Consider the following 18,562-nt stretch of genomic DNA (forward strand, 5'->3'; position numbering starts at 1 on the left):
CGCGCCATTGGGAGACGAACATGGAAGCGATCATGCGGCGCATAGCGCGCCGTGCCCGCTGCGCCACGTGCGCGGCCCGCATCACTGGCGCGGCCGCCGGCGCCGCCGTGCTGCTCGCGCCGCGCGCGGCCGGGGCGCAAGCCGCGCCCGCGGGGCCCGCCCTCCGATTAGGGGACGCGTATGACCAACTCGACGCAGCCAGTCCTCGCATCGTGGCCGCCCGCGCGTTGGCGGCCGCGAGCGCCGCCACCGTACGGTCGGCCTCACTTCTGCCCGATCCACAGGTCCAATTCGGCTTCATGAATTACTCCCTGCCGGGCCTCGGACCGATGGCGCCGCTCTCGATGGCGCAGCTGCAGGTCATGGAGGTGATTCCACTTCCCGGCAAGCTCGGTCTCGCGGGCGCAGCGGCGCGCGCGCAGAGCGACGCCGCCCGTGACCGGGCCGACGCGACGTTCTGGACGGTGCGCGTCGATCTCGCGAGCGCATTCTACGATCTGTATCAGACCGACGCGCAGTTGGCGGTGGCCCGTCGCACGCTCGCGCTGCTCCGCGACATCGAGAACACCGCGCAGGCAATGTACCGCGTGGGCGAGGCGAGCCAGCCCGACGTCCTGCGCGCGCAGGTCGAACGTGCGAGAATGGCGGAAGACACGCTGCGCATGGTGGCCATGCGGAGCGCCGCAGCGGCCCGATTCGACGCCGAACTCGACCGCGCCGCCGACAGCACACTCGGCACGCCCGTCCTTCCCGCGTTTCCCGCCACGGTCCCCTCCGTGGATTCGGTCCTTTCGCTCGCGCTCCGCGATCGCCCGGAACTGCGCGCGGGCGCGGCCGACGTATCCGCCGCGGAACGCCAACGCGATCTGGCGGCGCGGAACGTCTGGCCGGACATCACCGTCGGCATGCAACTCGGTCGCCAGGCGGGCGGGGTCGGGAATCTGATGGGAAGCGCCATGATCGCCGCTTCGATCCCCGTGTTCGCGAACGCCCGTCAGGGCGGCACCCGCGATGCGGCGGCGGCGATGGCGGCGATGAGCCGCGCCGAACTTCGCGCAACGCAAGCCGACACGCGCGCCGCGGTGATCACGGCCTACGCCGAGCTCGTCCGCGCCCGCCGCCTCACGGCGCTCTACCGGAACACCGTGCTCCCCGAGGCCGATGCGGCGGCCACGTCGGCCCTGGCCAGTTACCGAGTGGGCCAAGTCGACTTTCTCACGGTCCTCGACGATCAGCTGACCGTGAACCGATACGACCAGGCGGTGCACGAACTCGAAGCCGACGAAGGCAAGGCATGGGCCCGGCTCGAAGCCCTCGTCGCTCGCCCCCTCATGAACGCACACTCCACGGCCGCCGCGGCGGCCGGAGGTGATCGATGACCGAAGTTCTTGGACGGCGCCACACGCGCCGCGATTCGATACTCCGTTGGACGGGCGGTGTTCTGGTGGTCGCTGGCGCCGCCGTGGTGGCGCATTTCGCCGGGCGGCGCCCGGAATCCCAGGCGGCACCAGTGGTGACGGGGTCCGACTCCGCCGGCACGGCTGGCCGGCAGGCGGTCATGCTCTCGTCTGCCGAAGCCCACCGCATCGGCGTGACCTACGCGCCGGTCACCATGGACCCGGTCGTGCGCGAGGTGCGCACGGTCGGGCAGGTGTCGTACGACGAGGAGACCGTCTCCACCATCGCGCCGAAGCTGGATGGGTGGGTGGACTCGCTGTTCGTCAATTACACGGGGCAGACGGTGAGACGTGGCGATCCACTCCTCACGATCTACGCGCCGATGGCGGTGGCCGCGGAGGAGGAACTCGTCCTCGCCCGACACCTCCGCGATCGCGTGCGGCACGGCACCGCCGATGCGCAGCGCGGGGCCGAAGAACTCCTCGTAGGCGCGCGGCGGCGCCTCGCGTACTGGGACATTCCCGCCGCGGAGATCGCACAGGTCGAGTCGACCGGGGTGGTGCGAAAGACGCTCACGCTGCGGTCACCGGTAACGGGCGTGGTCGTGCAGAAGGCCGTCGTGGCGGGTCAGCGCATCTCGGCTGGGGACGCGCTCTATCAGATCGTCGATCTGCGAACGGTCTGGATCCAGGGTGAGGTGTTCGAGCGCGATCTGCCCGCCGTGCGCCTCGGCCAGCGCGTGCACGCGACCTTCGAGGCACTGCCGGGTACCGTGCGCACGGGACGCATCACCTTCATCGATCCCACCATCAATCCCGACACGCGGACGGCCCGGGTGCGCGTGGCGCTGGCCAATCCAGGCCTCGAGCTCAAGCCCGGGATGTACGCCACGCTCACGGCAGCCGCGCGCGAATCCCCGAACACCCTGAGCGTGCCGCGCAACGCCGTGCTCTCGACGGGCGAACGCAACATCGTGTTCGTGAAGCGTCCAGACGGCATGCTCGAACCGCGGGAGGTGGTGCTCGGCATGGCCGGGGATGACCGCATCGCCGTGCTGCGCGGGCTGGCCATGGGCGATACGGTGGTGTCGTCCGCCACCTTCCTCATCGATGCGGAATCGAATCTCGCCGAGGCGATGAGTGGCATGGGCGGCATGCCCGGCATGGACATGGCGCCGCCGAAACCGACCACCGGTCGCCACCACTAGGAGACGACGATGTTGACTCGCATCATTGGCTGGTCGGTGCGCAACCCGCTGCTCGTCATCCTCGGAGCGGTCGCCGCGGTGGCGCTCGGAATCTGGGCGCTCGAACGGACGCCCCTCGACGCGCTTCCCGACCTCAGCGACGTGCAGGTGATCGTGCAGACCGACTATGACGGTCAGGCACCAAGGATCGTCGAGGATCAGGTCACCTATCCGATCGCCGCCGAGATGCTCAAAGTGCCCGGATCGAAAACGGTACGCGGGTACTCGTTCTTCGGGGTCTCGTTCGTGTACGTGATCTTCGAAGACGGCACCGATCTGTACTGGGCCCGCACGCGCGTGCTCGAATACCTGAACGGCATCAAGGCCAAGCTGCCGGCCAGCGTCACCCCCATGCTCGGGCCCGATGCGACGGGGCTGGGATGGGTGTACCAATATGCGCTCGAGGACACCAGCGGCCGGCTCTCGATCGCGGATCTGCGCAGCCTGCAGGATTGGAACATCCGGTATGCGCTGACCGCCGTGCCGGGGGTCGCTGAAGTCGCGTCGGTGGGCGGCTTCGAGAAGCAGTACCAGGTGGACGTGGATCCCGCCAAGCTCCTCGCCTACGGCATTCCCATCACGCGCGTGATGGATGCCATCCGGAACGCCAACGGCGATGTCGGTGCCATGGTCATGGAGCTGTCGGAGCGCGAGCAGATGGTGCGGGGGCTCGGCTACCTCAAGTCCGTGGCCGACATCGAGGACGTGGACGTCGGCGCCACCGCGAACGGGACGCCGATCACGGTGCGCGATGTGGCCCACGTGTCCATCGGGCCGGCGGTACGCCGCGGGATTGCCGACCTCGACGGCCGCGGGGACGCGGTCGGCGGCATCGTGATCATGCGCTTCGGGCAGAACGCGCTGACCACGATCCGCGCCGTCAAGCAGCGCCTGACCGCAGTGGCCAAGACGCTGCCGGCCGGAGTCGTCATCGTTCCCGTCTACGACCGGAGCGATCTCATCCAACGCGCCATCGCGACGCTGCGCAGCAAGCTGTTCGAAGAATCGCTCATCGTCGCGCTCGTCTGCGTGCTGTTCCTGGTACATGTGCGATCGGCGCTCGTGGCCATCCTGACCCTGCCCGTGGGGATCCTGCTCGGATTCATCGCCATGCGGCTGGCCGGCGTCGGCGCCGACATCATGAGTCTCGGCGGCATCGCCATCGCCATCGGGGCAATGATCGATGCGGCGATCGTGATGATCGAGAACATGCACAAGCATCTGGAACGCGCCGCTCCGTCCGAGAGCGCAGACGGCGGGCGAACGTTCGACACGCGGTCCCTCACCGCGGCCCAGCGCTGGCAGGTGGCCCTCGATGCGGCGCGCGAGGTCGGGCCCTCGCTGTTCTTCTCATTGCTCATCATCACGGTCTCGTTCCTCCCCGTATTCAGCCTGCAGGGCGAGGAGGGGCGGCTGTTCCGCCCGCTCGCCTTCACCAAGACCTTCGCGATGGCGGCGGCCAGCCTGCTCTCGGTGACCCTCGTGCCGGTCACCATGGGGCTGTTCATTCGCGGGCGCATGTACCGCGAGCACGCCAATCCCATCAATAGGTGGTTGATCCGTCTATACCGCCCAATAATCGACGGCGTGCTGCGGCACCGGGGCGCCGTCGTCACGGGTGCCGTGGCCGTGCTCGTGCTCACCTGGATTCCGTGGTCGCGCATGGGGAGCGAGTTCATGCCCCCATTGCGGGAGGGCACGCTGCTGTATATGCCGACCACCATGCCGGGCATCAGCATTGCCCGCGCCCGCGAGATGCTCCAGGTGGAGGACTCGATTCTCAAGAGCTTCCCGGAGGTCGTACACGTCTGGGGGAAGACGGGGCGAGCGAACACCGCCACCGATCCCGCCGGATTGGACATGACGGAAACGACGATCACGCTCAAGCCCGAGTCAGATTGGCCGAACGGCATGACGCAGGACCGGCTCGTGGCCGCGATGGACTCCGCCGTACGCACTCCGGGGATCGTCAATTCGTGGACGATGCCGATCAAGGGCCGCATGGACATGCTGGCGACCGGGATCCGGACGCCGGTGGGCGTGAAGATCTTCGGGCCGAACCTCGACACGCTACAGCGTATCGGGCAGGACGTGGAACGAGCGGTCCAACGAGTGCCCGGCACCCGGAGCGCGTTCGCCGAACGTACGGTCTCAGGCTACTACCTGGACATCAGCATCGATCGGGAGAAGGCCGCACGGCTCGGACTCAACGTGGGTGACGTCCAGACGGTGATCGCCGCCGCGATCGGCGGCGTGGCCGTGACGCAGACCGTCGAGGGACGCGAGCGCTATGCGGTGCGCGTGCGCTATCCGCAGGAACTCCGGGATACGCCTGAGCGGCTGGCGGAGGTACTCGTGCCAATGGACCATCAGGCGAGCGCGGCCACGGGCATCAGCGCCGGCCCGGCGCTGGGAACCGCGCTGACCGGTGCGGCAGGGCCATTTCCGACGATGGCCGGCCGCGTGGGCCAGGTGCCGCTCGGTGAGGTCGCGACGATTCGCGAGGAGACCGGGCCGATGGTGGTGCGTACGGAGAACGCGTCTCCTACCTCCTGGGTCTACGTCGACGTGGTCGGCCGCGACATCGGCAGTTACGTGGCAGATGCGCAGCGGGTGGTTGAACGGGAGGTCACCCTGCCAGCGGGCTACCGGATCGAATGGAGCGGGGAATACGAATACATGCAGCGGGCCAAAGCACGCATGAAGCTCGTGATCCCTGCCACACTCGGGATCATCTTTCTCCTGCTGTTCCTCAACTTCCGCACGGTGGGCGACACGCTGCTCGTCCTGGCGTCGCTGCCCTTCGCGCTGGTCGGCGGCTTCTGGCTGGTCTGGCTGCTCGGCTACAACTGGTCGGTGGCCGTGGCCATCGGATTCACTGCATTGGCCGGCGTGGCGGCCGAGACCGGCGTGGTGATGCTGATCTATCTCAATCAGGCATGGGAGGCACGCCTCGCACACGGCACATCTCCCACGGTGCACGACCTCTACGCAGCGATCATCGAGGGCGCCGTGAACCGCGTGCGGCCGAAGATGATGACGGTGACCGCGATCATGGCCGGCCTGCTCCCGATTCTCTGGGGCAGCGGCGCCGGGGCCAGCGTGATGAAGCGCATCGCGGCGCCGATGGTGGGTGGCATGATCTCCAGCACCGTACTCACCTTGATCGTGATTCCAGCCCTCTATTCCTGGTGGAAGGAGCGCGCCTTGTGAGCGGTCCCGAATCCCGCGCACGCCACGCTCCTCGGTCGTCAACGATACGGGGACGCGTAGCGTCCGCGAGCCAGGTATTCATGCGCGATGAGCGCGACGACCGCGAGGTCGATGACGGTAATGGCCCAGAGAAACGCCGACGGGCGAACGGCAATCTGGTACGATTGATAGGCTATGAATCCGCCGAACACGACGATGGCGGTTGGATACGCCCAGCGGTGGCCTCGCGCAACCGCCGCCACCAGCAGGACCTTCATCACGCCATGCGCGACGAGCACAATTCCCGCAAAGACTTGTACGGGGAACACGTCTCGACTCGCCCGGAGGAATAGATTGGCCAGAAGGTCTTTCGGATCCTCTCGCAGTTCCCCCCGAATGAAGAACAGCACGATGGCATTGATCGCCCTTGGGGACAGCAACAGCAGGGCAAGCCCGCCACCGAGTTCCAACACACCGTCCACGGCTTTGGCGAGCATGCCAAGCCGAAACAAACGGTGCCACACGGGCAGTGGGATGGATCGAGCGCTCGTCATCGTACCGGTTGCTCCTCGTGGGTGATGCCGGCGGAATACCATACCCGACCCGCGCGCGTTCGATCCGGCGTGTTATCGGACTGACAGGAGCGCGGCCTAGGATGTGACATGGCGCGCATTGCGACGAGGCGCCATCTCGGTATCGAACGCACCCATATGGCATGAGGGCACGGCGTGGATAGGCCGCGAGGCTTGACGTGGTACGCAGCGGCGGGCTTGCTGTCGATTGCGGCGCCGGCGTTGAAAGCGCAGCATCCCGGCGCCACGGTTCGGCTGTCGGTCCGCAGTGATCGAGGAGCGCTCCCTGGATCGCTGGCGCGCAGCGGCCGCCTGACGGCGCGCACGGACTCAACTGGTCGTGCCACCCTGCAGCTGGCCGCAGGCGCAACGCAACTGACCGTGACGAAGTTCGGCTTCACACCGGACACGCTCGCACTTCAGCTTTCCACCGGCACCGATACGTCGATCGTGGTCGAACTTCAACCCACGGCGCAACTCGTGGCGCCGGTGATCGTCACCAGCACGCGCGCCGACCGCCGGATCGAGGACGAACCGCTCCGCGTGGAGGTGTTGGGCGGCGACGACATCAGCGAGAAGAACGAGATGCGACCGGCCGATCTCAGTTCGCTCCTCGACGAGCTCAGTGGTGTTCGTATGCACACCACCTCGGCTTCACTCGGCGCCACCAACATCCGGCTCGAGGGCCTTCCCGGGCGCTACACGCTCGTGCTCAACGACGGGCTGCCGCTCTTCGGTACCGTGGCCAGTGGATTCGGGTTGGTGGAGCAACCACCGCTCGATCTCCGTCAAGCGGAAGTGATCAAAGGCGCGGCGTCGGCGCTGTACGGGCCGGCAGCGCTCGGCGGGGTGGTGGACTTGGTCTCGCGGCGCCCGCCCGACACGTCGCAGGCGCTGGTGAACGGCACATCGCAGGGCGGGGCCGACCTTCTCGTCTTCGACGCACGGTCGCTCACGCCGCACCTCGGGCTGACCGTGCTTGGTGGCCTCCACCGTCAGCCCACGGTCGATCCCGATCACGACGGGTGGACGGATGTTCCAGGCCTGCGCCGCGTGGAAGTACGGCCGCGCATCTTCTACGACGACAGCGCCGGCCGGTCGTTCATGATCACCGCTGGCGCACTCAGCGAAACCCGCACCGGCGGCGCGCTGTTCGGTCGAACCGGGCTTCCCGGTTTCCTCGGCCGTGACAGCCTGGCCACGCGCCATGTCGATGTCGGCGCCACGGGCAAGCTGCGCATTTCGGATGGGTTCTCGCTCGCCCTCCGCACGTCTGCGAACCTGCAGGACCGTCGCCGGATGGTGAACGGCGCGGCGGAACGAGAGCGCGAAGGTACCACCTTCGGCGAGTTGTCCGGGACGACCGTCTGGCAGCGGCAGGTCCTGATCGTGGGCGCCGCATGGCAACGCGATCAGTACTCCAATCGCACTGGACCATGGGCGGACCAGACGACCTCCACGCCGGGCCTCTTCGTCCAGCACACGTACGCGCCGGCCTCGTGGATCGCGTCCACGCTCGACGGGCGGTGCGATGCGTCGAGCGTATTCGGAACAATCTGCACGCCCCGAGCGTCGCTGCTGTTTCGGCCGACGGCCGTGTTGAACGTCCGGGCCTCCGTGGGCGGCGGATGGTCAGCGCCGTCGGCGCTCAACGATCAGACCGAGGCGATCGGGCTCGCGCACGTGCGCGAGCCGGTGCCTCTCGAAGCCGAGCGGGCGCGTTCGGCATCGCTCGACGTCACCGCGTCGCACGGACCACTCCAGGTGAGCGGGACGTTGTTCGCAGATGCGGTCCGGCATCCGGTCGGCCTTCGGCCGGTCCCGGGCGACACCAGCGGGCTCGTGGACCTCGTGAACGCAGCGGGCGATCTGCGCACGCATGGCGGGGAGCTGTTCGCCGTGTACAACCAGGACCCATTCGTGGTCACGGCGTACTACGCGGCTACACGCAGCCGCGAGATCTCGCCCGCCACCGGGCGACCGCGCGAAGCACCGTACGTGCCTCGTGAGGAGGCCGGCCTCGACGCCGCCCTTGAAGACGACGACTCAGGCACGTACCTGGCGACCGAGATCTTCTATACGGGCCGGCAGGCCCTCCAGGACGATCCTTACCGGGCCGTCTCGGCGCCATACACCACGCTCGGTATCCTGGCGGCGCAGAGGTTCGGACGGGTGACCGTGTTCGTGAACGCCGAGAATCTGACCGGCGTGCGACAGACCAGCTTCGAACCGTTGATGAGGACCACCGTTGGGGACGGCGGCCAGTGGTCGGTGGAGCCGTGGGGGCCGCTCGACGGCCGGCGATTCAACGCCGGCGTCCGATGTGACTTCTGAGACGACCCACAGCGCCCACGGGATTCCCGCGCACGGGTGATTCCCAGCATTTCGAGCGTGCTGGACCTCGACATCCGCAACCGAATGGCCGTAGCTTCACGCGTCTTCCACCAGAAGGTGCGCCCCGCCATGTCGCCTGTGCTTCGTACTGCTCGCCTCCTGATCGTAAGTGCGGCGTTGGCCGCCCCGCTGGCGTCTCTCACCGCGCAGGGCGAGTCCATCGACACCGCCATGATCGCGAAGATCCGCGAGGTCGGACTGAACCACTCGCAGGTCATGGACCACATGGAGTGGCTGGCCGATGTGTACGGACCACGGCTCGAAGGCAGTCCGGCCACCGAGAAGGCAGGGCAGTGGGCGATGCAGACCCTCAGGTCTTGGGGATTGTCCAACGTCCACGAGGAGCGGTTTCCCTTTGGCAAGGGATGGTCGCTGGTGCACTTCTACGCCGAGATGGTGTCGCCGCAGGAGCAGCCGATCATCGGCATGCCCAGGGCGTGGACGCCGGGCACGAACGGCCCGGTGGAAGCCGACGTCGTGCGGCCCGACATCGAGAGCGAGGCGGACTTCGCCAAGTACCATGGCGCATTGCGGGGTAAGATCGTGCTCACGCAACCCGCGCGGCCGGTCCGGATGCTCACGGGACCGATCATGCTCGAGTACACGCCCAAGATGATCGACGAGATGATGACTCCCCTGCCGCCGGGGTGGAAGCCGCCGGTGCGGCGGCCGGGTCCGGCGCAGCGCTTCCAGGCCGAGCTGCTCCGTTTCTACCAGAACGAAGGCGTGGTGGCATTGCTCGACCGCGGAATGAACGCCGATACGGTCACGGGCGGCAGCGACCTGTCGTGGTTCGCCCAGCACACCGACGGCGGCACGTTCATGGTCCAGGCCGGCGGACCGCGCGACTCGACCGCGGGGCGGGGACTGCCTGAGATCACGCTCGCCGTGGAACACTACAACCGCATGGTGCGCATTCTTGCCCTGGGCGTGGCGGTAAGGATGCGGCTCGACGTGGACACGAAGTTCTACGACGAGGCCACGCCGCGCGGGTTCAACATCGTCGGCGACATCCCGGGTACTGACCCCCAGTTGAAGAACCAGATCGTGATGATCGGCGCGCACTTCGATTCGTGGCACGGCGGCACGGGCGCTACCGACAACGGCGCCGGTGACGCGGCGATGATGGAAGCGGTGCGCATTCTCGAGGCGGTCGGCGCGAAGCCGCGACGCACGATCCGCATCGCACTCTGGGGCGGCGAGGAGGAGGGCCTGCTGGGCTCAAAGGCGTATGCCACGGCACACATTGGCGACGCGGCCACGGGCAAGGTCGAACCAGGGTACGAGACCTTCGACGCGTACTACAACCTGGACAACGGTACGGGAAAGATCCGCGGCATCTGGATGGAGGACAACGCCGGCGTCGCCCCGATCTTCAGGGCGTTCCTGGCGCCGTTTCGTGATCTGGGCGTGGATCTGTTCAGCCCGCGTCCGGTGCGGTCCACCGACCACGAAACGTTCGAGGCGTTCGGGCTCCCGTCGTTCCAATTCGTGCAGGATCGACTGGAATACGCGGCTCGCACCCACCATACGAACATGGACGTGGTGGATCGCGTGCAACCCGGCGACATGAAGCAGATGTCGACGATCGTCGCGGCCATGGCCTGGCTCACGGCTCAGCGCGATGGGATGCTGCCGCGCAAACGTCTGCCCAAGGCGACCTCGCCGGGCGCTATTTGACGAATGTCTTGTGCTCCCGCAGCACTTCCCAGTGCTTCCACTTCTTTCCCACGAGCCCGACCACCAGGGTGTAGTTCACACCGCCCAGGTGCGACTTGCCGTCCCGTGCCTTGTCGGCCCAGCGAACCGAGGCCTCGATATGGTACTCGCCCTCGCGCACGCCCTTCGTATCCACCGCGTCGATGGTGAAGAACACCCCACCATGGGTGATCGTGCACTCCTCCTGCGCCTTGTCGCACAGGATCGCCGCACTCCGCGTCCTGAGGAGCGCGGGTAGCGTGAGCGCGAAGTCGCTCTCTTTCAACTCCCCGAGCAAGGGCCGGAACGCTTGGATCGTCGCCGTCTGATCGAAGACGATCGGACGGTAATTGAGGGGGCCGTCGCCGATGTCGCCGGCGTGCGGCACCACATGATCCGCCACGGCCCGTACGATGGTGCCGGCTTGCGCCGACGTCATTCTCGGCGCTTGCATGGCGAACAACATGAGAATAAGCGAGAACATCACGGTCGTCCTCTCCCACGTGCAAGAAATGGTATCAACCTCCGGCGCCCGGCCGAGCCGGTCCCGCGCCGACACGCTTGAAATATTGCCGACGCGGGGCGCCGGCGGGACTGGTGCCGGCAGATTCGTACGGAATTTGTGCGGGCCCGCGCCGTGGACGGCCGTCGGGCCGTGAATGGGGGGGCGGCATTGCCGCGCGCCACGCAGGGTCGCAAGTTTCGAGCATGACGCAATCGCTTCGACTCTCGCACTTCATCGGCGGCGTATGGACCCCGAGTACCGGCGACGAGTGGATTTCGGATCTCAATCCATCGGACCCTCGCGACGTCGTGGCCACCGTGCCGCGCGGCATTTCTGCGGACGCCCACGCCGCCATGAGCGCGGCCCAACGCGCCCTGGATGCCTGGCGCAACCTTTCCGGGCCTGCGCGTGCCGAGCACCTGCATCGTTGGGCGGCCGTGCTCGCCGACCGCCAGGAGCCGCTGGCCCTGGCCATGACCCGCGAGGTGGGAAAGCCGATCACCGAGTCGCGCGGCGAAGCGGCGCGCTGCGTGGCCATTCTGCGGTATTACGCGGGCGAAGCGGTCCGAAACATGGGCGACGTGATTCCCGCGCAGACCGCGGGCGCGCTCCAGTTCTCGCTCCGCGAACCGCTGGGCGTGGTGCTGCTCATCACGCCGTGGAACTTCCCCGCCGCCATCCCACTATGGAAGGCGGCGCCAGCCCTGGCGTTCGGCAATACGGTGGTGCTCAAGCCCGCCGAGGGATCGTCGTACGTGGCCACGCTGCTGGCCGAGAGCGCGCACGCGGCTGGCATGCCGCCCGGCACGTTCAACATCGTGCTGGGCTCGGGGGCGGCGCTCGGTCCAACGCTCCTGCACGCACCCGAACTGCGCGGGGTGAGCTTCACCGGATCGGCGGCCGTCGGCGCGCAGATCGCCGCCGCCGGTGCCGATCGCAATATCCGCTACCAGACGGAGATGGGCGGCAAGAACGTCGCTATCGTGCTTCGCGACGCCGACCTCGCGCAGGCCGCGGCGCTCACCGCCGCGGGCGCCATGCGGTTCGCGGGCCAGAAGTGCACGGCGACGAGCCGAGTGGTCGTGGCACGCGAAGTCGAGGACGCATTCCTGGCCCTACTCAAGCAGCAGATCGCCGGGCTGCCCATCGGCCCCGTGACCGATCCCAAAGCGGCCGTGGGCCCGGTCATCTCGGAGCAGTCGCGACATTCCCTGCGCCACGCGCTCGCCAACGCCGGCGGCGACCAAATAGTCGCCGCCCCGATTCCCGGTGGGCCGGAATTCGCCCACGGCTACTTCGTGGAGCCTACGATCGTGCGCGGACTATCGCCCGACGCGCCGGTGGCGCAGCAGGAGCTGTTCGGCCCGGTGCTGGCGTGGCTCGCCGCCGACGATCTGGAACACGCACTCGCGCTCGCCAACAACACGGTGTACGGACTGAGCGCGTCGCTGTTCACGCGCGACGTGCGGAGCGCGCTGACCTATATTCGCCGTATCAACGTGGGCCTTGTGCGTGTGAATGGCGACACGACCGGGGTGGACCCGCACGCGCCGTTCGGCGGCATGCGTGGTTCCAGTTCCGGAAGCCGCGAGCAGGGACCGGCGGCCCGCGAGTTCTACACCGAAACCAAGACCGTCCAAATCAATCCCTGAGGGCGCGCCATGCAACCGCACGACTGGTCGGGGGTCTTCTCCGCCATCACCACGCCGTTCCGCGGCGACCTGTCGGTGGACCACGCGTTCCTGGCGCGCCACGTGTCGTGGCTCGTCGACCGCGGAGTGCGCGGCATCGTGCCGCTCGGCTCCCTGGGCGAAGGCGCCACGCTGAGTGCTGCCGAGAAAGTGGAGGTGCTCGCCACCTGCCGCCGGGCGACGGCCGGTCGCGTACCCCTGGTGGCCGGCATCGGCACACTCGCCACCGCCGACGCCGTGGCGCTGGCATGCCAGGCGGAACGCCTGGGGTGCGACGGCTTGATGGTGCTGCCGCCGTACGTGTACCGCGGCGACGCCCGCGAGACGCTCGCCCATCTGAGCACTGTCATTGCGGCCACGCCACTGCCGTGCATGCTGTACAACAATCCGATCGCCTACGGCACCGACGTCACGCCCGCCCAACTCGGCGCGCTCGCGCGCCACGGGAACCTGCACGCGGTGAAGGAATCGAGCGGCGACATCCGCCGCGTGACCGAGATCATCGAACGGCACGGCGACCGGTTCCGGGTGTTCGTGGGCATGGACGACGTGATCGTGGAAGGCATCGCGGCCGGCGCCGTGGGATGGATTGCCGGGCTCGTGAACGCCCTCCCCGACGAATCGGTGCGCCTGTTCGAACTCGCCGCGAGTGGCCGGGCCCACGAGGCGCGGGAACTGTACCACTGGTTCCTGCCGCTGCTTCGCCTCGACACGGTCCCCAAGTTCGTACAACTCATCAAGCTCGTGCAGCAGGAGGTGGACATCGGAAACGCGCGCGTGCGGCCGCCACGATTGGAACTCCTGGGCGCCGAGTTGGACGGGGCGCTGGCCATCATTCGCGCGCAGCTGGCCGCCATCCCACAGTCGGCGGCATGATGCCGCGGGAGCTGGCGACGGAGGTCCAGGTCGTCGATTCCCACACGGAAGGCGAGCCCACGCGGGTCGTGATCGCCGGGTGGCCCATGCCCGCTGGCGCCACGATGGCGGCTCGGCGCGATGATATGCGAACACATATGGAAGCCCTCCGCCGCGGCGTGGTGCTCGAGCCGCGGGGGCACGAGGCGGTGGTCGGGGCCCTGCTCACGCCTCCCGTCGAGGCCGGATCAGCGGCCGGCGTGGTGTTCTTCAACGACGTCGGCTACCTGGGCATGTGCGGCCACGGCACGATCGGCGTGGTGCGCACGCTGCAACACCTGGGACGCCTGGCGCCGGGCGACGTGCGGCTCGACACCCCGGTGGGCACGGTGAGCGCCCACCTCGAAGCCGACGGCGCCGTGACGATCGCCAACGTGCCCGCCTACCGCGCCGCGGCCGACGTGGAAGTGGCGGTGCCGGGCGTGGGCACGCTGAGCGGCGACGTGGCGTGGGGGGGCAACTGGTTCTTTCTCACCGGGTACGACGCGCTCTCCCTGACCGCTCAACACATTCCCGAGTTGACCCGCATCGCGATGAAGATCCGCGAGGCCATCCGGGCGCAGGACATCACCGGAAGCGACGGCGCCGACATCGATCACATCGAGCTGTTCGGCCCGCCCTCCACCCCCAACGCGGACAGCCGGAACTTCGTGCTCTGTCCGGGCTCGGCCTACGACCGGTCGCCATGCGGCACGGGGACATCGGCCAAGCTGGCCGTGCTCCACGCACGCGGACAGCTGGCGCCGGGCCAACGCTGGGTGCAGGAGAGCATCACCGGCAGCACGTTCACCGCATGGTTGGAGGAACGGGGCGGGCAGCTCGTGCCGCACATCCGCGGCCGGGCGTTCATCACCGCGCAGAGCACGCTCTTCTTCGATCCCGCCGATCCATTCCGCTCCGGGTGGCGCGCCGGATGAGCGGCCCGCCGCGTCCCGACGCCGTGATCGTGGGGGCGGGTATAGTCGGTGCCGCGTGCGCCTATGAGTTGGCACGCGCCGGGTTGCGCGTTATGGTGTGCGACACCGCGTTCCCGGGAAGTGGGGCCACGGCGGCCGGCATGGGGCACATCGTCGTGATGGACGACTCGCCCGCGCAGCTGGCCCTCACGGCGCTCTCGCGGCGCTTGTGGGCCGACCTCGCGCCGGGGTTGAATGCCCCCTGCGAGGACCGCGCGCCGGGCACGCTCTGGATCGCGGCCGACGCGGGCGAGATGCGGGCGGTGGAAGACAAGCGCGCCCTCTGCGCGTCGGTCGGCGTGCGGGCGGAGGTGCTCGATCGTGACGCGCTCGCCGCCGCCGAACCGAATCTCCGGCCCGGCTTGGCCGGCGCGCTGCTCGTGCCCGACGACCGGGTGCTCTATCCGCCCGGCGCTGCCCGGTGGCTGCTCGAAGCGGCGCGCGAGCACGGCGCCGTGATTCGCGCCGGCGTGACCGCCAGCGCCGTCGCCCCGGGATCGGTGACCCTCCACGCCGCCGGGCGCACCGAGAAGACGGACGCCGGGGCGATCGTGCTCGCCGCCGGCATCGATACGGGTTCGCTCATCCCAGGCCTGCCGGTGGTGCCGCGCAAGGGACACCTCGTGATCACCGACCGATACCCGGGGCTGGTGCGGCACCAGCTCGTGGAACTCGGCTACCTGCACAGCGCCCATACGATGACCGGCGCGTCCACCGCGTTCAACCTCCAGCCGCGGGCCACGGGCCAGGTGCTCATCGGCTCCTCGCGCGAACTCGTCGGACGCGACGCGTCGATCAATCGCGCGATCGTCGCCGACATGGTCCGCCGCGCCGTGGAGTTCGTTCCGCGGCTGGGACACTGCCTGGCCATCCGCACCTGGACGGGATTCCGCCCGGCCACGCCCGACGCGCTGCCACTCATCGGAGCCTGGCCCGCCGTCCCCGGTGTCTGGATCGCCGCCGGCCACGAAGGATTGGGGATCACCACGGCCACCGGTACGGCCGCGCTCATCGCCGCTGGGGTGCTGGGGACGGCGCCTCCCATCGATGCCGCACCGTTTCGCCCCGACCGGCCGATGCATGCCGCGGAGGCGGCATGAGCGGCGCGATCACCATCACCATCGACGGCCGCACCCACGAGGTGCGGCCCGGCACCATGGTCGTGGTGGCGCTGCTCGACGCCGGCACGTCGGCCTTCCGCACCTCGGTCCGTGGAGCGCCCCGCGGCCCAGTGTGCGGTATGGGTGTCTGCTTCGAATGCCGAGTGACGATCGACGGGCAGCCCCATCAGCGCGCCTGTCTCGTAACCTGTGAACCGGGGATGGACATCCGCACCGCGAACCTCGCCGATGGCTGACGCCCTGCGCGTGGACGTCGCCGTGGTGGGCGCCGGCCCGACAGGGCTTGCCGCGGCTGCGCGCGCCGCGGAGTCCGGCGCGCGCGTGGTGGTCGTGGACCAGTCGTCACATCTCGGCGGGCAGATCTGGCGCCACCGCGAGCGCGCCGAGCTCTGGGCGGCGGCGCGCGCCTGGATGGACCGCTTCGAAGCGTCAAACGCACGGTATCTCCCGCGCGCGACGGTCGCCGACGCCTGCGGCGGACGGTTGATGGTCGTGACGTCCGAGGGGCCGCTCACGATTCATGCCGCCGCGACGGTGCTCGCCACCGGGGCGCGCGAGCTGTTCCTGCCGTTCCCCGGTTGGACACTGCCCAACGTGTTCGGGGTGGGCGGACTCCAGGCCCTCATCAAGAGCGGCCTCTCGGTGCAGGGCAAGCGCGTCGTGATCGCGGGGACGGGACCGCTGATCTTTCCCGTCGCGGCCACCGTGGCTGCGCACGGGGCACGCCTCGCCGCAGTGTGCGAGCAGGCGCGGCGCCGTGACGTGTTCGCCTTCGGTGCCGGCCTCTGGAATTCGCCGGCCAAGCTGTGGGCCGCGGCGACGTACCGCCGTGCATTCCGCGGCGTGCCGTTTCGCATGGGCACGTGGGTGGAACGCGCCGAGGGGGCGCGGCAGGTGGAACGCGCCACGCTCACCGACGGCGGCCGGCGGTGGACGGTGGAGTGCGACCTGCTGGCCACGGCGTGCGGACTCGTCCCCAACGTGGAGCTGGGAATCGCCCTCGGCTGCCGCATCGCGGGAGGGATGCTCGTCGTGGACGACGCGCAGCGCACGTCGGTGCCCAACGTGTACGCCGCGGGAGAATGCGTGGGGGTTGGCGGTGTGGACCTCGCGCTCCTGGAAGGGGAGATCGCGGGGCTCGCCGCCGCGGGCCAGCCGTCCAACCGGCTGCACCGGGCGCGCGATCGCGCCCGCGCGATGGTCGCGCGCCTCGACAGGGCGTTCGCTCCGCGGGCCGAACTCATCAGCCGCGCCGACGCGGACACGGTGGTCTGCCGCTGCGAAGACGTGCGGGTCGGAGACCTGAACCCCGACTGGAGCGGCCGGGAGGCCAAGCTGGCCACGCGCGCCGGCATGGGCGCCTGCCAGGGCCGCGTGTGCGGAACCGTGCTGGAGCGGATGTACGATTGGGCGCCTGGCACGGTACGGCCTCCGATCGCGCCCGTGTGCGTGGACGCGCTCGCCGCCGGCGGCGACCTGATCGGGTGACGCACAGCCATCGCGGCCGGTTGCCCGCAATCCGGACAAACCTGTAGCTTACGCTGCGCAGAAGGTCGTGCGGTTTCACCGTTCACATACAGGCGCCCCCAATGGCGACGTACAAATACGCAAAGGTCCCCGCACGCGGGGACGGCATCGGCTACCAGGACGGGGAACTCAAGGTCCCCGATCATCCCATCATTCCGTACATCGAAGGCGACGGCACGGGCGCCGACATCTGGCGTGCCTCCGTTCGCGTGTTCGACGCCGCGGTGGAGAAGTGCTTCGGCGGCAAGCGCAAGGTCGCCTGGATGGAGGTGTTCGCGGGCGAGAAGGCATTCACCACCTACAAGGACTGGCTGCCCCAGGAGACCGTGGACGCGTTGCGCGAGTTCCGGGTGTCCATCAAGGGTCCGCTCACGACTCCGATCGGTGGCGGCATTCGTTCGCTCAACGTGACGCTGCGCCAGGTGCTCGACCTCTACGCCTGCATCCGTCCCGTGCGCTACTTCGAGGGCGTGGGCAGCCCGATGAAGGAGCCGGGCCGGCTCGACATCATCGTGTTCCGAGAGAACACCGAGGACGTGTACGCCGGTATCGAGTGGAAGGCCGGGTCCGCCGAAGCCGACAGGCTCATCGCGATCATCAAGAACGAACTGGGCAAGGAGATCCGGGAGCACTCGGCCATCGGCATCAAGCCGATGTCGGAGTTCGGCTCCAAGCGCCTGGTGCGGATGGCCATCCAGTACGCGCTCAACCACAACCTGCCGTCGGTGACGCTGGTCCATAAGGGGAACATCATGAAGTTCACCGAGGGGGCGTTCCGCGACTGGGGCTACGAAGTGGCGCGTGACGAGTTCGCGGGGCTGGTGGTGGCCGAGGGCGATCTGGGCAGGGCGGGGACCGGCGCCCGCGCCGACGCCGTGGTGATCAAGGACCGCATCGCGGACTCGATGTTCCAGCAGCTGCTCCTACGGCCCAGCGAGTACTCGGTGCTGGCCACGCCCAACCTGAACGGCGACTACCTCTCCGACGCCGCCGCGGCGCAGGTGGGAGGCCTGGGGATCGCCCCGGGTGGGAACGTTGGGGACGGCGTGGCGGTATTCGAAGCCACGCACGGGACGGCCCCCAAGTACGCCGGCCTCGACAAGATCAACCCGGGCAGCGTGATCCTGTCGGGGGTGATGATGTTCGAATACCTGGGATGGACCGAGGTCGCCCGGATGATCGTGCGGGGCCTCGAGAATGCCATCGCGGCCAAGCACGTAACGTACGACCTGGCCCGCCAGATGCCGGGCGCAGTGGAGGTCTCCACGTCGGCGTTCGGCGACCAGATCATCAAGGGCATGACCACCTGAACGGCCGGCCTGGACCTATCACCATACACTCATATCC

General features: G+C 68.6%; 14 protein-coding genes. 12 read left to right on the forward strand and 2 right to left on the reverse strand.

Going from position 1 to position 18,562, the window contains the following annotated elements:
* Positions 1–20 precede the first annotated feature (20 nt).
* Genes VNF92_05985 through VNF92_05995 form a run of 3 tightly spaced genes read left to right on the forward strand, consistent with a single transcriptional unit; the run spans position 21 to position 5,857 of the window.
* A complete protein-coding gene (locus VNF92_05985; GenBank protein HVA57420.1) occupies positions 21–1,379 on the forward strand; it encodes a TolC family protein in 1,359 nt (452 codons plus the stop codon).
* Positions 1,376–2,605: an efflux RND transporter periplasmic adaptor subunit gene (locus tag VNF92_05990; GenBank protein HVA57421.1), complete on the forward strand. Its 1,230-nt coding sequence runs from the start codon at positions 1,376–1,378 to the stop codon at positions 2,603–2,605. Before VNF92_05985 ends, VNF92_05990 begins: the two co-directional genes overlap by 4 nt.
* Before the next feature lie 9 nt (positions 2,606–2,614).
* Positions 2,615–5,857 carry a CusA/CzcA family heavy metal efflux RND transporter gene (locus VNF92_05995; GenBank protein ID HVA57422.1) on the forward strand — a complete coding sequence of 1,081 codons (3,243 nt, stop codon included), beginning with the start codon at positions 2,615–2,617 and terminating at the stop codon, positions 5,855–5,857.
* 38 nt (positions 5,858–5,895) lie between these two features.
* Here the strand turns inward: VNF92_05995 and VNF92_06000 are convergent, their stop codons facing one another.
* Positions 5,896–6,390: a DUF2127 domain-containing protein gene (locus tag VNF92_06000; protein ID HVA57423.1), complete on the reverse strand. Its 495-nt coding sequence runs from the start codon at positions 6,388–6,390 to the stop codon at positions 5,896–5,898.
* 399 nt (positions 6,391–6,789) lie between these two features.
* On the opposite strand from VNF92_06000, the gene VNF92_06005 reads away from it, so the two are divergent.
* A complete protein-coding gene (locus VNF92_06005) occupies positions 6,790–8,742 on the forward strand; it encodes a TonB-dependent receptor (GenBank protein ID HVA57424.1) in 1,953 nt (650 codons plus the stop codon).
* 36 nt (positions 8,743–8,778) lie between these two features.
* Positions 8,779–10,482, forward strand: a complete 1,704-nt coding sequence (locus VNF92_06010) for a M20/M25/M40 family metallo-hydrolase (protein HVA57425.1) — start codon at positions 8,779–8,781, stop codon at positions 10,480–10,482.
* Here VNF92_06010 and VNF92_06015 read toward each other — a convergent pair.
* Complete coding sequence (locus VNF92_06015) at positions 10,475–10,987, reverse strand: hypothetical protein (GenBank protein HVA57426.1); 513 nt, start codon at positions 10,985–10,987, stop codon at positions 10,475–10,477. The genes VNF92_06010 and VNF92_06015 overlap by 8 nt on opposite strands.
* Before the next feature lie 221 nt (positions 10,988–11,208).
* Here VNF92_06015 and VNF92_06020 point away from each other — a divergent pair, with 221 nt between their 5' ends.
* The 7 genes from VNF92_06020 (at position 11,209) to icd (ending at position 18,525) form a co-directional block, all read left to right on the forward strand.
* Positions 11,209–12,657, forward strand: a complete 1,449-nt coding sequence (locus VNF92_06020; GenBank protein HVA57427.1) for an aldehyde dehydrogenase family protein — start codon at positions 11,209–11,211, stop codon at positions 12,655–12,657.
* A gap of 9 nt (positions 12,658–12,666) precedes the next feature.
* The gene (locus VNF92_06025) at positions 12,667–13,572 is read left to right on the forward strand and encodes a dihydrodipicolinate synthase family protein (GenBank protein HVA57428.1); all 906 of its coding nucleotides are present in this window, start codon (positions 12,667–12,669) and stop codon (positions 13,570–13,572) included.
* The gene (locus tag VNF92_06030) at positions 13,569–14,528 is read left to right on the forward strand and encodes a proline racemase family protein (protein ID HVA57429.1); all 960 of its coding nucleotides are present in this window, start codon (positions 13,569–13,571) and stop codon (positions 14,526–14,528) included. The genes VNF92_06025 and VNF92_06030 overlap by 4 nt, the downstream gene beginning before the upstream one ends.
* Positions 14,525–15,667, forward strand: a complete 1,143-nt coding sequence (locus VNF92_06035; protein HVA57430.1) for an FAD-dependent oxidoreductase — start codon at positions 14,525–14,527, stop codon at positions 15,665–15,667. Before VNF92_06030 ends, VNF92_06035 begins: the two co-directional genes overlap by 4 nt.
* Positions 15,664–15,924 (forward strand): (2Fe-2S)-binding protein, encoded by a 261-nt coding sequence (locus tag VNF92_06040; protein ID HVA57431.1) that lies wholly within the window; start codon positions 15,664–15,666, stop codon positions 15,922–15,924. The genes VNF92_06035 and VNF92_06040 overlap by 4 nt, the downstream gene beginning before the upstream one ends.
* The gene (locus VNF92_06045; GenBank protein HVA57432.1) at positions 15,917–17,176 is read left to right on the forward strand and encodes an FAD-dependent oxidoreductase; all 1,260 of its coding nucleotides are present in this window, start codon (positions 15,917–15,919) and stop codon (positions 17,174–17,176) included. Before VNF92_06040 ends, VNF92_06045 begins: the two co-directional genes overlap by 8 nt.
* A gap of 101 nt (positions 17,177–17,277) precedes the next feature.
* Complete coding sequence (gene icd, locus VNF92_06050) at positions 17,278–18,525, forward strand: isocitrate dehydrogenase (NADP(+)) (protein HVA57433.1); 1,248 nt, start codon at positions 17,278–17,280, stop codon at positions 18,523–18,525.
* The last annotated feature ends 37 nt before the right edge of the window (positions 18,526–18,562 follow it).

The organism is Gemmatimonadaceae bacterium, assembly GCA_035533015.1.
Lineage (GTDB): Bacteria > Gemmatimonadota > Gemmatimonadetes > Gemmatimonadales > Gemmatimonadaceae > JAGWRI01.

Coding starts and splice junctions, on each gene's coding strand:
- VNF92_05985 (HVA57420.1), top strand. CDS start 21: ATGGAAGCGATCATGCGGCGCATAGCGCGCCGTGCCCGCTGCGCCACG.
- VNF92_05990 (HVA57421.1), top strand. CDS start 1,376: ATGACCGAAGTTCTTGGACGGCGCCACACGCGCCGCGATTCGATACTC.
- VNF92_05995 (HVA57422.1), top strand. CDS start 2,615: ATGTTGACTCGCATCATTGGCTGGTCGGTGCGCAACCCGCTGCTCGTC.
- VNF92_06000 (HVA57423.1), bottom strand. CDS start 6,390: ATGACGAGCGCTCGATCCATCCCACTGCCCGTGTGGCACCGTTTGTTT.
- VNF92_06020 (HVA57427.1), top strand. CDS start 11,209: ATGACGCAATCGCTTCGACTCTCGCACTTCATCGGCGGCGTATGGACC.
- VNF92_06025 (HVA57428.1), top strand. CDS start 12,667: ATGCAACCGCACGACTGGTCGGGGGTCTTCTCCGCCATCACCACGCCG.
- VNF92_06030 (HVA57429.1), top strand. CDS start 13,569: ATGATGCCGCGGGAGCTGGCGACGGAGGTCCAGGTCGTCGATTCCCAC.
- VNF92_06035 (HVA57430.1), top strand. CDS start 14,525: ATGAGCGGCCCGCCGCGTCCCGACGCCGTGATCGTGGGGGCGGGTATA.
- VNF92_06040 (HVA57431.1), top strand. CDS start 15,664: ATGAGCGGCGCGATCACCATCACCATCGACGGCCGCACCCACGAGGTG.
- VNF92_06045 (HVA57432.1), top strand. CDS start 15,917: ATGGCTGACGCCCTGCGCGTGGACGTCGCCGTGGTGGGCGCCGGCCCG.
- icd (HVA57433.1), top strand. CDS start 17,278: ATGGCGACGTACAAATACGCAAAGGTCCCCGCACGCGGGGACGGCATC.